This is a genomic window from Paenibacillus rhizovicinus (assembly GCF_010365285.1).
Classification (GTDB): Bacteria; Bacillota; Bacilli; order Paenibacillales; family Paenibacillaceae; genus Paenibacillus_Z; species Paenibacillus_Z rhizovicinus.
In genome coordinates this window covers 6,112,528-6,125,050 of sequence record NZ_CP048286.1, presented here as the reverse complement: position 1 = coordinate 6,125,050, position 12,523 = coordinate 6,112,528, and the positions used below count along the sequence as shown (strand labels likewise).

Annotated in this window: 14 protein-coding genes and 1 tRNA gene; 4 read left to right on the top strand and 11 right to left on the bottom strand. The window is 54.5% G+C overall.

What is annotated here, in order from left to right; translation table 11 throughout:
- Window positions 1-70: 70 nt before the first annotated feature.
- On the bottom strand, window positions 71-1,102 hold the full coding sequence (locus tag GZH47_RS27320; protein WP_225446241.1) for a hypothetical protein: 1,032 nt from the start codon (window positions 1,100-1,102) through the stop codon (window positions 71-73).
- Window positions 1,103-1,247: 145 nt separating this feature from the next.
- Between GZH47_RS27320 and GZH47_RS27315 the strand changes: the two genes are divergently transcribed.
- Window positions 1,248-1,324 (top strand) — tRNA-Arg (locus GZH47_RS27315).
- A 163-nt stretch (window positions 1,325-1,487) separates the two neighbouring features.
- On the opposite strand, the gene GZH47_RS27310 is transcribed toward GZH47_RS27315, so the two are convergent.
- The 4 genes from GZH47_RS27310 to GZH47_RS27295 are packed head-to-tail and all read right to left on the bottom strand — an operon-like array spanning window position 1,488 to window position 2,996.
- On the bottom strand, window positions 1,488-1,889 hold the full coding sequence (locus GZH47_RS27310) for a LytTR family transcriptional regulator DNA-binding domain-containing protein (protein WP_162644131.1): 402 nt from the start codon (window positions 1,887-1,889) through the stop codon (window positions 1,488-1,490).
- A gap of 9 nt (window positions 1,890-1,898) precedes the next feature.
- Complete coding sequence (locus GZH47_RS27305) at window positions 1,899-2,021, bottom strand: AgrD family cyclic lactone autoinducer peptide (RefSeq protein WP_162644130.1); 123 nt, start codon at window positions 2,019-2,021, stop codon at window positions 1,899-1,901.
- Complete coding sequence (locus GZH47_RS27300; RefSeq protein ID WP_162644129.1) at window positions 2,018-2,509, bottom strand: accessory gene regulator B family protein; 492 nt, start codon at window positions 2,507-2,509, stop codon at window positions 2,018-2,020. The genes GZH47_RS27305 and GZH47_RS27300 overlap by 4 nt, the downstream gene beginning before the upstream one ends.
- A 25-nt stretch (window positions 2,510-2,534) precedes the next feature.
- Window positions 2,535-2,996: a hypothetical protein gene (locus tag GZH47_RS27295; RefSeq protein ID WP_162644128.1), complete on the bottom strand. Its 462-nt coding sequence runs from the start codon at window positions 2,994-2,996 to the stop codon at window positions 2,535-2,537.
- A 738-nt stretch (window positions 2,997-3,734) separates the two neighbouring features.
- On the opposite strand from GZH47_RS27295, the gene GZH47_RS27290 reads away from it, so the two are divergent.
- Window positions 3,735-4,607, top strand: coding sequence for an SDR family oxidoreductase (locus tag GZH47_RS27290; RefSeq protein WP_162644127.1), 873 nt, complete (start codon window positions 3,735-3,737; stop codon window positions 4,605-4,607).
- Window positions 4,608-4,751: 144 nt separating this feature from the next.
- On the opposite strand, the gene GZH47_RS27285 is transcribed toward GZH47_RS27290, so the two are convergent.
- The 3 genes from GZH47_RS27285 to GZH47_RS27275 form a co-directional block, all read right to left on the bottom strand.
- Window positions 4,752-6,083 carry a 5'-deoxyadenosine deaminase gene (locus tag GZH47_RS27285; protein ID WP_162645469.1) on the bottom strand — a complete coding sequence of 444 codons (1,332 nt, stop codon included), beginning with the start codon at window positions 6,081-6,083 and terminating at the stop codon, window positions 4,752-4,754.
- Window positions 6,084-6,258: 175 nt separating this feature from the next.
- Window positions 6,259-6,606 (bottom strand): hypothetical protein, encoded by a 348-nt coding sequence (locus GZH47_RS27280; RefSeq protein WP_162644126.1) that lies wholly within the window; start codon window positions 6,604-6,606, stop codon window positions 6,259-6,261.
- Entirely contained in the window at window positions 6,603-6,968 is a 366-nt protein-coding gene (locus GZH47_RS27275) for a hypothetical protein (protein ID WP_225446240.1), read from the bottom strand. Before GZH47_RS27275 ends, GZH47_RS27280 begins: the two co-directional genes overlap by 4 nt.
- A gap of 189 nt (window positions 6,969-7,157) precedes the next feature.
- Between GZH47_RS27275 and asnB the strand changes: the two genes are divergently transcribed.
- A complete protein-coding gene (gene asnB / locus GZH47_RS27270) occupies window positions 7,158-9,002 on the top strand; it encodes an asparagine synthase (glutamine-hydrolyzing) (RefSeq protein ID WP_162644125.1) in 1,845 nt (614 codons plus the stop codon).
- A gap of 200 nt (window positions 9,003-9,202) precedes the next feature.
- Here asnB and rdgB read toward each other — a convergent pair whose 3' ends face one another.
- From rdgB to GZH47_RS27255, 3 genes are all read right to left on the bottom strand, one after another.
- The gene (rdgB, locus tag GZH47_RS27265; protein ID WP_162644124.1) at window positions 9,203-9,841 is read right to left on the bottom strand and encodes an RdgB/HAM1 family non-canonical purine NTP pyrophosphatase; all 639 of its coding nucleotides are present in this window, start codon (window positions 9,839-9,841) and stop codon (window positions 9,203-9,205) included.
- Window positions 9,838-10,584 carry a ribonuclease PH gene (gene rph / locus GZH47_RS27260; RefSeq protein ID WP_162644123.1) on the bottom strand — a complete coding sequence of 249 codons (747 nt, stop codon included), beginning with the start codon at window positions 10,582-10,584 and terminating at the stop codon, window positions 9,838-9,840. Before rph ends, rdgB begins: the two co-directional genes overlap by 4 nt.
- 138 nt (window positions 10,585-10,722) lie before the next feature.
- Window positions 10,723-11,775 (bottom strand): GerMN domain-containing protein, encoded by a 1,053-nt coding sequence (locus GZH47_RS27255; RefSeq protein ID WP_162644122.1) that lies wholly within the window; start codon window positions 11,773-11,775, stop codon window positions 10,723-10,725.
- 206 nt (window positions 11,776-11,981) lie between these two features.
- Here GZH47_RS27255 and GZH47_RS27250 point away from each other — a divergent pair, with 206 nt between their 5' ends.
- Entirely contained in the window at window positions 11,982-12,521 is a 540-nt protein-coding gene (locus tag GZH47_RS27250; protein WP_162644121.1) for a phosphatidylglycerophosphatase A family protein, read from the top strand.
- Window positions 12,522-12,523: the final 2 nt, after the last annotated feature.

Below are 12,523 nucleotides of genomic sequence, written 5' to 3'. Positions count from 1 at the left end.
TAAATAACGCTTCTGCGTCAGATCTTACCCGTAATAAACCATTCTATTATACTCAACTTTCGGCCGAATATCAAGACTTGCCCCCGTTATCCTCTAATCGAAATTGCACGATTTGCCGAAGCGAGCGGCAGGCCTGCTCATATCGGAAGCGCAGGGCATCCGTAATCCCGTATGTTTCGCGGATATCGTCGTCATTCACGCGGCCGTAAAGCGATAGTTCCAGCACTTGATGGAGCGCCCCGGAATAGCAGTCGACCGTCTCGTCGTCGTCGTTCTGCAGCCTGAAATACGCCGTAGTGCCATAAATGCACTGCAAACATTCTTTCCATAACTCCCGTGCAAAATGCGGCAGGGACGCTTCGATCACCTCCGTCACGGACTCAACCCGTTCCACGACTTTCGCTACCACCGGCGGAAATTCTTCCATGGACAGAGGCGTCGCCTCGACTTCAAGCTCGACTAGCTCGCCAAGCCGTTCCAGCTCGACCGTCCCGGTTACGCCCCGCTTCTTCAAGCATTGGAGCGCTTTGAATTGCAGTTCGGGATGCAGGTCTTTGCCCGTCAGCCATGAGAGGATCACTTCATCGACGCCAGGATGCGTCAAATAAGCCGCTCGCTCCAGCGCCAGCAGCTGCTGGTCCGCGACGGGATGATGCTGCATGATATACAGCACCTGCTGAACATAGTCCTCATCGTATTCTGCAGGGTTAAGAGCCTGTTCGCGCAGCGAATCTTCGTTCTCGTCTTCTATGTAGGGGGCGGATGCGTGTTCTCTTCCCGCGTTATCGGAAGAAGGAAAGGCAACATCGAGCCACGTCAATAAATTGCTCCATTCCTCGTAATGCCGCTTTTCTTCACCTTGGCAATGAAGCAGAAACCGTAACAGTTCCTTCGCTTCCCCGTATTGCTCCGATTCCAGCAGCCTCGTTAATTGATTTTGATATTGATCGAGCATGCTGGGGAATAAATAAACGTTCTCTCTATTGTCATCATGAGATGAATTGGACGTCGTAATAGAATCACCGCCTTGTTTGCCGCACCGCTCTTCGGCCTGTTGTTCGGATAGAGTACGATTATAACACTCCCTGCCGTTCATTTCCATTTTGGCCGAAGCTGTTTTTTTTGAAACGTCCCTGCCGCTATTTTGATAGATTTCGGGCAGGCCACGCTGTCCCCGTTAATAAAAATAAAAAAATGCATTTAATGGGTTGCATTATCGAAAATCCCATGATATGATATTTCCTGTTGTCCCAGTAGCTCAGTTGGATAGAGCACACGCCTTCTAAGCGTGTTGTCGGGGGTTCGAATCCCTCCTGGGACGCCATTTTTCCAGACATTCATTTATTGAAGCCATAAAGCTCCGAATTCCTTGTATATCGAGGATTCGGGGCTTTTTTTGTTTTGCCGGCCGTTTCCACAAACGAATGGAATCCCAATGAATTAGCTAGAAAAAACGGACAAATAAAAAAGCTTTCCGTGAGGAAAGCTCATGGCCAGATCTTAATTGCCTTTAACTTGGTCTGATTGTTTCCGTCTGCACTTGCCGTTCGAACGCCTGCAACAACATCGGCCCGAGATAAAGAAACCGGAGCGCTAGGCGCCACTTTATCGACCGGTTCTGGATCAAAGAACAATCGCAGCCGTTGCTCGTCATAGAATTCCACGTTGTCCATATTCACCACATAGCAGCGGTCGGACTTCGCGAAATTCTCCGAAAGCAACACGCGTTCATGTTCTTCAAACGTTGAAGGCGGATTCAAAATCGTACCATCCCTAAGCTGGTAATTAATCTGACCATTGTAGGAATTCATGAAGAGAATTTCCTTGCTGTCTACACTAACGATCTCGAAGTCCTTCTTGCTGTGGCGTTTTACAAGCAGTAATTGCATGCTCTACACCTACTTTCTGAGCTCGGCCGGAATCTGCGGCTTATGAAAAATAAGATAAGAGCCAGTTAATACGAACATAGCCGCAACACCAGTCAAAGCTAGTCCAAGAAAACGATAGGCTGCTTTTTTCATTGTTCTTCACCTCCTTCTTTGAATAAGAGAAGTACGGATTGAACCGCAAACACGACGGTCATGATTTCAGAACTAAAAATAAAATTAGTAGCGACCAAGGCCGCGGCAAGCACTTTAAGCAAAGGATAATACCGTTTAGGGATCGTCGCGTATTTGTCATAGTTCGCTGGAGCAAAGATAAGCATCATGATGACCGAAAAGCCCGTGAGGTAAGGGATTGAGGCGGAATGAACCGGAACATGGGGGATTGCCGCCACGACGAACGTGGAAGCGGCTACGCACCATAGGCTGGATTTCAAATGATAGCCGCCTGATATATACCTGATGACAACTAGGACAAGCAGCCCATATAACGTATGAAGGAACTCCCCGGTAATGGCGCCGATGATCAAGCCTGCGAATGCAGCGGAAAACGTGTTGGTCAGGATCTCGAACGCATAAGTAATCACCGGAACCGAAGGTGCGTTTTCGACGCCAATCGCGACCATTCGCTTATGCAAGGCGAGTGCGAGTCTATTGAGCATCCTCTATATCCTTTCGACGGCTGAAATAGATAAAAAACGGAATCGATAATAGGAAAATTGTCCCTGCTACTACTATATATGCTTCTAAATTTCCGCGCAAGGCAACTCCTGAAATTAATGCGATAATCAGACTCGAAGCGATGATCGCAAATAACGTCGCATTATTCTTATTCATTTCGACAAACACGCGATGAGACGCCGGGACATAGTCAAATCCGACGTTCTTGATGACGATCCAGCGGCTCAATCCAATGACGATCGTCGCAGACAAAATTTGCGTCGCGGTCACCAGCACCGGACTGTCGGCGATCGCTTTGAAAGGCGTGCCGGTCAAGTAGAGCAGACCGATCGTCCCGACCTGGATGGCAAAGGGGACAATGAATCCCGCGCCGTTCATTATAAAAGAATAATAGAGCGGAACTCTAAACAGCGCCCAAAGCGCGATAATCATGAATAAAATTTGGATATACGACGATACGTCGACGATTTCGGGAAACTTCCGAATGATATAGGATACCTGGCAAAGAATAAAAGCAAGAATGATAATGCGAATGATTCGATCTTTCCTGATTTCGAATCGAAAAAGCGAGAACATAAAGATGAAAATGGATAAATATTCGCATTCCGATCCGGCTATAAACAAGATGTAATTCATGTACCAGAACCCCTCCGATGTCGCTTGCTCTCATCATGTACCCAATTATTATCTATCTCTGTATGGTCCACATGGGTTTGCCGCCCAACGGATCAGTGCGATTTGCTTGAGGGAACGTACCTTAAATCGGCAGGTTTCGAGAAGCACGACAAAAAAACCAACGGCATGCCTAGCGAATACCAAGACTTTCGCCATCCGGCCGGCGTTTAACCATACTTCTTCCCTACTCTCTATTTCTGCTAAAATCTGCGTGTCCTATAACCAAAGATAATCGAAAATAGTTGACATGTAAACCGAGCATTCTAAGAACAAAAATGATTATTTTAACAAGCAGCAAAAAACGAAACCGGTGCATTTCAATAGGCACAAGGTCGTCATCGTACGGGACTAAAAGATCGTTTGCGTTTACAGCATCGCAACAACGTTTAAATTAACAATGATTACCGCAAAATAATAGCGCGAATGGTGCACGAAACTCGTTTTCTGCACGTGCAAACGATTCAAACTATTCATCTTGAAGGAGTGAGCTTGATTATGGGCAAGCAGCAAAGCAATCGACCGTCTTCGTTCCCCCCTCAGCACCAGGATCGCCAGCCCGGCTTGGAAAGCGACATGAATCCAAGGCCGCAGTTCCAATCCGACTCGTATAAGGCGGCAGGCAAGCTGAACGGCAAGGTAGCCGTCATCACTGGCGGAGACAGCGGCATCGGACGAGCCGTCTCCCTCCTATTCGCCAAAGAAGGGGCGGACGTGGCCATCATGTACCTGGACGAGCACGACGATGCAGGAGAGATCAAAAGCCTGATCGAAGGACTCGGCCGAAAATGTTTGACCATAGCCGGCGATATCGGCGATCCTGCGTTTTGCACGAGTGCCGTTAAGGAAATCACCGATAAGCTCGGCGGCCTCGACATTGTCGTCAACAACGCGGCGGAGCAGCACCCGCAGGACAAGCTGGAACAAATTACGCCTCAGCAGCTGGAGCGGACGTTCAAGACGAATATTTTCGGCATGTTCTATCTGACGCAAGCGGCAATGCCGCATCTGAAAACGGGCTCGGCCATCGTTAATACGGCGTCGATCACGGCTTATCACGGAAGCCCGACACTACTCGATTACTCGTCCACGAAAGGCGCGATCGTCGCGTTTACCCGCTCGCTTGCCATGAATCTTGCGGAGCAGGGCATCCGGGTCAACGCAGTGGCTCCCGGTCCGATCTGGACGCCGCTCATCCCGTCGACCTTCGACGCCGACAAGGTCGCCAAATTCGGCTCCGACACGCCGATGAAACGCGCCGGTCAGCCGGAGGAACTGGCACCGTCCTACGTCTACTTGGCGTGCGACGACTCTTCTTACGTGAGCGGCCAAGTGCTCCATGTAAACGGCGGCGAAATCGTCAACGGATAGTCGTTCTCGATCCAGTTGTCTTCAATTCGCTTGCGGAACGCAAATCAACCTAAGACAAAGACGTGCATGCCCGAGTTTCGGGCATGCACGTCTTCGAGCTGCAATGAATTTCGCAGCGGGACGATCCATCCTATTCAGAACCCTTCAAATCCGCTTCAGCATGCGCGAGATGGAACGGTCCGCCTCGCGAAGCACGTTTCTTTTGTCGACCGTCCTCACGCGGCCCCGTTCCACGACAAGCTTGCCGTCCACCCAAACGTTCGTCACGTTGCCTCGCGATGCCGCATACACGACCCTCGAGTAGGGATCTGCTCCGTAAGAAGGGAATGCGTGAAAATCCTCGAGGTCCAGCATCACCAAATCCGCTTTCTTGCCCGGTTCGATGCTGCCGACCAAATGATCCAGTCCCAGCGTTCGCGCGCCGCCGATCGTCGCCATCCGGAGAACGGTCCGCGCATTCATCGACTCCGGCCCGCAGCGGGATTTATGAAGGAGCGCGGTCAGCCGCATTTCCTGGAACATATCCAAGCTGTTATTGCAGGATGCGCCGTCCGTCCCGATTCCCATCTCGATGCCCTGCTCCAGCATCTCCGGCACGAGCGCGATGCCCGATGCCAGCTTCAGGTTAGAGCCCGGGCAATGGCTCATCCGCGTCCCGGTCCGCTTGAGAATATCCCTTTCCTCGTCGTCCAGCCAGATGCAATGCGCAAGCACGAGCCTTGGCGACGTCAGTCCGATATGATCCAGATAGACGATGTTGCGCATCCCCCGCTGCCTCATGACCAGTCCGATCTCTTCCCGGTTCTCTGCCGCGTGCGTATGCACGAGCACTTTGTGCTTGAACGACAAATCGCGTACTTCCTTGAGCAGCCGTTCCGAACAGGAAACGACGAATCGCGGACTGTACGCGTAATGAATGCGGCCGCCGTCATGGCCGTGCCACTTCTCGAGCAGCGCCGTGCTCTCGGCGAGCGAGCGGTCCGTATCTTCCCGCAAGCCGGCCGGCACGTCGCCGCCGGCATCCATCATCACTTTGCCGGAAATCGCCCGAATGCCGCTTGCCGCAATCGCTTGAAACGCGAAATCCGTATGGCTGACCGTCTCCATATCGAGAATCGTCGTCGTTCCGCTCCGCAGCAATTCGCCGATGCCGAGCATGGCCGAATAATAGATAGACTCCTCGTCGTGAGCCGCTTCCAAGGGCCAAATCCGGTTCCGCAGCCAATCCATCAGCGCCATGTCGTCGGCTTGCCCGCGGAACAGCGTCTGGCAGAGGTGGATATGCGTTTGGACGAAGCCGGGCAGCAGCAGCTTTCCTTTGGCCTCCACGACAGTCGTCGTTCGCGCGTCGTACTCCGTAATCTGACCTCCGACGGTTACGAGCATATCATCCTTGAACAGGACATCCCCAGTCAGAATCTCGTCCTTCCGGTTCATCGTGACGATCGTTACATTGCGCAGCAGCGTCGTTCCCATTCGCATCCCCCGCTTCTTCGGCACAAGGTGAAACGGCTGTCCCTGCCCTCGCGGCGGCACAGCGCGTTTCATTCCGGAGTCATTCGCAAGCTTCTGGTCAACTGTGCTCACATTGTATCACGGATATTCGAAGCGGAGATGAAAGAAACGGGAGCGCGCTCTAAAATATTTCTTCTCAGGACCAATCCATTAATCGCCGGATATCGGCCCGGACGCGGGGATAGGAGAGCACCTGCTCCTTGAACGATTCGCGTTCGCCCCAGTCCGTCTTCATCGTCGGCGTATCGAACAGCGTATCGGTAACATCCGCGTACGCCTGATGCATACTATTATCATACCAATCGACATCGCTTCGGGCGTCGTTGTTAACGACCGCGACCATATCGAAGTCATTGTCCTTCGACGGACCGAAATACGCGAGCAGGTCCTGGTTCTCGGTATCGCTTGTCATCACCTCGACTTCCGCGCAGTGCAGTCCGTTGCGCTCGGCGGCTCGTCTTACATGCGCTTCCGTCACGATCATTGCAAGCTCCCTTCCCTGAACAGTCCCATCGTTGCCACATGATGCTTCGTTTCTTCGGTGCCCAGCTCGTAAAGCAGCCGGTAGATGTCGACGAGCAGCCCGTCCGTGCCGGCGTTCAATATAAGATCATTGTCGACGCCGGCGCCAATGATCGGATTCGTCCAATAGTCTGTAATCTGCTTCTCATCCATCGACGAATACTCCTCGAACAGCTCCTGAAGCCGGTTCAATTCCTCTTCGTTCGCGGTTATGGCAAGCTCGTAAGCGGCAACCGTCGGGTCTTCCAGAATCGATCCGGCCTGAACGGATACGTAATACGGTTTGCGATCATTTTTGGATGCCTCATGCTCATTGGCCATCATTGAAAACTCCCTCCCAAAAGGTTTGTGAGTGCAGCGTGCAGCCGGTCTGCCGGCAAGGAAAACAAAACTGCTTCGAAAGCATAATCCTGGTTCTAGCATCCCCCTGCGGACAGACATTTTATCCAATTTCTCGGCATAACCATTCTAGTATCGCTGTTTTTAACCCTACAGCAAGAAAGGAATGAGACCATGTGTGGATTCACGGGCTGGATTGATTGGACCGCCGACCTGACGAAACAATCCATCATTCTGGAGAAAATGACCGGAACGCTCGCAAACCGCGGCCCGGATGCCTCCGGTACCTGGATCTCGCCGCATTGCGCGCTCGGTCATCGCAGGCTCTCCGTCATCGATCCCGTAAACGGAGCTCAGCCGATGATTCGTACATCCGACGACGATACGTACGTCCTCGTTTACAACGGGGAGCTTTATAATGCGCCAGAGCTGAAGCGAGAGCTGGAAAGCCGCGGACGGCGGTTTACGACGACTTGCGATACCGAAGTGCTGCTGGTTGCATATATGGAGTGGGGACCGTCCTGCGTCGAGAAATTCAACGGCATTTTCGCCTTCGCGCTATGGGATTCACGCGAGGAGCAGCTGTTCATCGCCCGCGACCGGCTCGGCGTCAAGCCGTTCTTCTTCTCCAAGCAGCTAGGACGCTTCATCTTCGGGTCGGAGCCGAAAGCGCTGCTCGCGCATCCCGCCGTCAAGCCGGAAGTCGGGCCGGAAGGCTTGGCCGAAATCTTCATCGTCGGGCCGGCGAGAACGCCAGGCGTCGGCGTATACCGCGATTTGACGGAACTGCTGCCCGGCCAATGCGCGGTGGTCAACCGCTCGGGCGTGCATGCATCGCATTATTGGAAGCTCGAAGGCCGGCCGCATACGGAAACCGTCGATGAAACGGCGCGTAACGTAGGCGCTCTGCTGAAAGACACGGTCGAGCGCCAGCTTGTCTCCGACGTGCCGCTGTGCACGCTCCTCTCCGGCGGACTCGACTCCAGCGCGCTTACGACGCTGGCCGTCAATTATTACAAAGAGACGGGACAAGGAACGGTCCATACGTTCTCGGTCGATTACGTCGACAACGACAAGAATTTCAAATCCCACGCATTCCAGCCGAATTCGGATGCGCCATGGATTCAACGGATGACGACGCATCTCGGCACCATCCATCATGCGATGGTGTTCGATACGCCTGAACTTGTCAGCTCCCTTCACGATGCGATGACGGCTCGCGATATGCCCGGCATGGCCGACGTCGATTCGTCGCTGCTGCTGTTCTGCCGGGAAATCAAGAAGGAAGCAACTGTCGCGATCTCGGGAGAAGCGGCGGACGAAATATTCGGCGGTTATCCGTGGTTCCACCGGGAGGAAGCGCTGAATGCCGGCACGTTCCCGTGGTCGCTGGCTGCCGGCATGCGGGCGGATCTGCTGTCGCAGGACGTTGCCGCCTGGATTCGGCCGCTCGAATATATCGGCGACCGTTACTTGGATGCCGTCGCGGAGGTTCCGCATCTCCCCGGCGAAGACGAGAATACGCGCAAAATGCGGCAAATGTCGTATCTCAATATTACCCGCTTCATGCCGACGCTGCTGGACCGCAAAGACCGGATGAGCATGGCCGCCGGTCTCGAGGTGCGGGTTCCTTTCTGCGACCATCGGCTGGTCGAGTACGTGTACAACATTCCATGGGAAATCAAAACGGCCGGCGACCGGGAGAAAGGCATCCTGCGCAAAGGACTGGAAGGCGTTCTTCCGCACGACGTCCTGTACCGCAAGAAAAGCCCTTATCCGAAGACGCATAACCCCAACTACCTGAATGCCGTGCGCACGCAGGTGCTGGAATTGATCAACGAAGGCACTTCCCCGCTGCTCCCGCTCATCAACGTGAAGAAAATCCGCCAGCTGGCGGAATCCGAAGCGGCCAGCTCCAACCTGCCTTGGTTCGGTCAGCTGATGTCCGGCCCGCAGCTGTTCGCCTACCTGCTGCAAGTGGATATGTGGCTGCGCGACTATCAAGTCAGTATTCGATAATCAGCGGCCTATATTCAATCTGACTGGCAGTAAAAAGGAATTAATCTGGCAGTAAATCGGAAGTGAATCGGAAGTAAACCGGCCATAAACCGCAACTGTTAACAAGAAAAACCCCCGCCCGCAAAGCGAGGCGGCAGACGATCGTTCGAGAACTCGAACTCGCCATGCCCCTTCTTGCGAACGGGGGTTTTCTCATGCATTTAAACTTCCAGCTTCTGCAGCAAGTCGGCAAGCGCCCGGCCGCGGTGGCCGATTGCCTGCTTCTCTTCCTTCGTCATCTCCGCCATGCCTTTGCTTTCGCTGTTCACCCAGAAGAGCGGATCGTAGCCGAAGCCGCTTTCGCCTCTCGGCGATTCCATGATGGAGCCGGAAACGTAACCTTCGCTTTCCGTGAACGTGCCCGTTGCCGGATCGTAAAGCGCCAGCGTGCAGACGAACCGGGCCTCGCTGAGCAGCTTCGTGCCGTCGGACAACCGTTCGGCCGACTCGCCGCCGTTCGACACGCGAGCAAGCTCCCGCAGCAGCTTCTCGTTGTTGCGCGCATCCGTGGCGCCCTCGCCGGAATACCGGGCAGAGTAGACGCCCGGATCGCCGCCGAGCGCAGCGACTTCCAAGCCGGAATCGTCGGCCAGCACCGGCATGCCGAGCGCTTCCGCCACTTCGCGCGCCTTCTTGCGCGCATTCTCGGCGAAAGTGACGCCGTCCTCGACGACGTCCGGCAGATCGGGGTAGTCGAACATGCTGACGACTTCCATGCCGAGCTTGCCGAACGCATGCGCGAATTCACGCACTTTGCCGGCATTCTTCGTGGCTACGACAACCGTTTCTCCCCGCCTCATACCGTTGCCTGCCCGATTCGGCTGCCCTTCTCGCCCAGCACGTCGCGCTGTTTGGCGATCAGGCTGGCGATGCCTTCTTCCGCGAAAGCGAGCAGCGAATTGAACTCTTCCCGGGAGAACGGCGCTTCTTCGCCGGTTCCCTGCACTTCAACGAACTTGCGCGCGCCCGTCATGACGACGTTCATATCGACTTTCGCTTTGGAATCCTCTTCGTAATTCAAATCCAGCAGCGTTCGCTCGCCGATGACGCCAACGCTGACCGAAGCGAGAAAATCGGTAATCGGATATTTCGCGAACGCATGATTGCGGTTCAGCTTGTCCACGGCAAGCGCCAGCGCGACGAACGCGCCGGTGATGGATGTCGTCCGGGTTCCCCCGTCCGCTTGGAGCACGTCGCAGTCGAGCGTGACCGTGCGCTCTCCGAGCGCCTGCAAATCGACGACCGAGCGAAGCGCACGCCCGATCAGCCGTTGGATTTCCATCGTGCGGCCCGTCAGCTTTCCTTTCGCGGACTCCCGCTGATTGCGAACTTGCGTGGCGCGGGGCAGCATCGCGTATTCCGCGTTAATCCAGCCTTTGCCCTGCCCTTTCATAAAAGGCGGCACCCGCTCTTCGATCGAAGCGGTGCAGAGCACTTTCGTATCGCCGAACTCGATGAGCACGGAGCCTTCCGCGTATTTGTTGGGTTGCAGCGTAATCGTGACCGGGCGAAGCTCGTCCGCCTGTCTTCCGTCGAATCTCATATCTGTAGTCCTCCTGTCAATGGGTCCACCCTATTTTACCAAAAGCGAACCCGAAAAACATCTTTGCCCCGAATCGCGGCAAAAAGATCCGCCCCGGAGGCGAATACGCGCATTCGCCGGGGGCGGATCGGGGTTGCTCTAGGATTTAAAAGCATTAATATGCTCCATGCGGGAGACTGGCTCATTGTACGCTTGATTGTTCGAATCCACGAAATCCGACTTGCCGTTCAGCTTGATCTGTACTTTGCCGAGGCCGGTATTCTCAGTCAGCGAAAGCACGACGGCTTGCAGCATTTCGGCCGGTTCTTTCTGGCCTGCCTGGTAGCTGTCGTCCTGCAGCTCGACCGTGACGACGTCCTTCGCTTTGGTTACGTTCTTCACGACCACGTCCGACGTCATCACCGCTTTGAGCGGAAGGTCGCCGATCGGACCGCTGATCAGCTGCTCGATGGCTGTTTTGGCCCGGTTGTTGCTGCGGTTCACGAGTCTCGTGACCGGTACGTAATATTGCTCGTTGTCCGGCGAAAGCGCGGAGAAATAAATCGTGACCGGCGTCGAAACGCTGTAGTCGACTCCGTCCGCCGCTTCAAGGTTAATGCCGACTGCCCGCGTCAACGGTTCGTCGATCGGCATCGCGTCGACCGGCATTTGCGACAATTCCTTGCCCTCCATCATGAGCTTCACGTTCGTAATATCCGGCTGGCTTGTCAGCGTCCACGTCACGGCTTCAACGATCTTCCGCTCGTCCGCTGCCGAATAGGTACCGAATTCTTTGGAGAAATCGACGACGGCTTGTTTCTGGTCCGGGATGATGTTCAGCTGTTTGATCGTTGTCCCTTTCGGCAAGACCGCCGAGAAGCCGTCCGGAATCTCATTGGCGTAGGCACTGCCGTCGACCATCATTTCGAGCGCTTTCTGAGCAGGCTGCTCATCTTGTCCTAATGTCGACAAGACCGTAATCGGAGCGAGCAGACCGTTCCGGTCCCGCAAGTACAGCGTCATTTGGGACTGATCCCCTTGTGCCGTGACTTGTCCCGGATCAACATTCGTGCTGACATTCTGCGTGCTGTTCTGCGGCGGATCGATGGCTTCGCTGGCGGGTTGCGAGAACAAGCCGCAGCCGGTCGTCAAGATGGGCAGAGCCAAAGCCCCGGCGAGCGCTGCCCGGCGAAACAGGCGATAATGTGTCATTGAACATTTCCTCCCCATTTTGGATACTAAAGTTACAATACCGTCCAGAAGACCGTCTGCTGCCGACTTCAAGCGGCGCGATTATCTCGCAAGCCCGCGGCATGCTGCCCTTTGGTACAAGTCCTGCTTTGTAGTACTATGTATACGAGCCGTCGAAATCAATTAGACCAATTTTGTCCACTAATTTGAGACAAGGGGTGTTCGCGTTGACCAAATCCGCATCGTATCAGCTGAACAGCAGAAGTATCGCCGAAGCCACGAAGGAATGGCTTGCCAAACGCGGCGTCACGACGCCGCAAATCGCCGAACTCGTCATGTTTCTGCAAAAGGATTACTTCCCCGATCTCACGCCCGAGGAATGCGAGGCGTACGTAGAAGCCGTGCTCACGAAGCGCGAAGTGCAAAACGCCGTCTTGACCGGGATTCAGCTAGATCTGCTCGCCGAGGAAGGCAAGCTGCTCTCTCCCCTCCAAGAAATGATCGAGAACGACGAAGGCCTGTACGGCTGCGACGAAGTGCTGGCTCTCTCCATCGTCAACGTCTACGGCAGCATCGGATTCACGAATTTCGGCTACGTCGACAAGCTTAAGCCCGGCATCTTGAAGAAACTGAACGATAAGCACGATGCGGCCTGCCATACCTTCCTAGACGATATCGTCGGCGCGATCGCCGCTGCAGCCAGCAGCCGGATCGCGCACCGCAAGCAGGCGGAACGCGAGAATCACATCGGACCGCCGCTGGACTAGTT

What these genes read in the sequence shown, in the direction of transcription:
- GZH47_RS27320 (WP_225446241.1), bottom strand. Translation starts at nt 1,102, where the DNA reads ATGGAAATGAACGGCAGGGAGTGTTATAATCGTACTCTATCCGAACAA.
- GZH47_RS27310 (WP_162644131.1), bottom strand. Translation starts at nt 1,889, where the DNA reads ATGCAATTACTGCTTGTAAAACGCCACAGCAAGAAGGACTTCGAGATC.
- GZH47_RS27305 (WP_162644130.1), bottom strand. Translation starts at nt 2,021, where the DNA reads ATGAAAAAAGCAGCCTATCGTTTTCTTGGACTAGCTTTGACTGGTGTT.
- GZH47_RS27300 (WP_162644129.1), bottom strand. Translation starts at nt 2,509, where the DNA reads ATGGTCGCGATTGGCGTCGAAAACGCACCTTCGGTTCCGGTGATTACT.
- GZH47_RS27295 (WP_162644128.1), bottom strand. Translation starts at nt 2,996, where the DNA reads ATGATTATCGCGCTTTGGGCGCTGTTTAGAGTTCCGCTCTATTATTCT.
- GZH47_RS27290 (WP_162644127.1), top strand. Translation starts at nt 3,735, where the DNA reads ATGGGCAAGCAGCAAAGCAATCGACCGTCTTCGTTCCCCCCTCAGCAC.
- GZH47_RS27285 (WP_162645469.1), bottom strand. Translation starts at nt 6,083, where the DNA reads ATGGGAACGACGCTGCTGCGCAATGTAACGATCGTCACGATGAACCGG.
- GZH47_RS27280 (WP_162644126.1), bottom strand. Translation starts at nt 6,606, where the DNA reads ATGATCGTGACGGAAGCGCATGTAAGACGAGCCGCCGAGCGCAACGGA.
- GZH47_RS27275 (WP_225446240.1), bottom strand. Translation starts at nt 6,968, where the DNA reads ATGATGGCCAATGAGCATGAGGCATCCAAAAATGATCGCAAACCGTAT.
- asnB (WP_162644125.1), top strand. Translation starts at nt 7,158, where the DNA reads ATGTGTGGATTCACGGGCTGGATTGATTGGACCGCCGACCTGACGAAA.
- rdgB (WP_162644124.1), bottom strand. Translation starts at nt 9,841, where the DNA reads ATGAGGCGGGGAGAAACGGTTGTCGTAGCCACGAAGAATGCCGGCAAA.
- rph (WP_162644123.1), bottom strand. Translation starts at nt 10,584, where the DNA reads ATGAGATTCGACGGAAGACAGGCGGACGAGCTTCGCCCGGTCACGATT.
- GZH47_RS27255 (WP_162644122.1), bottom strand. Translation starts at nt 11,775, where the DNA reads ATGACACATTATCGCCTGTTTCGCCGGGCAGCGCTCGCCGGGGCTTTG.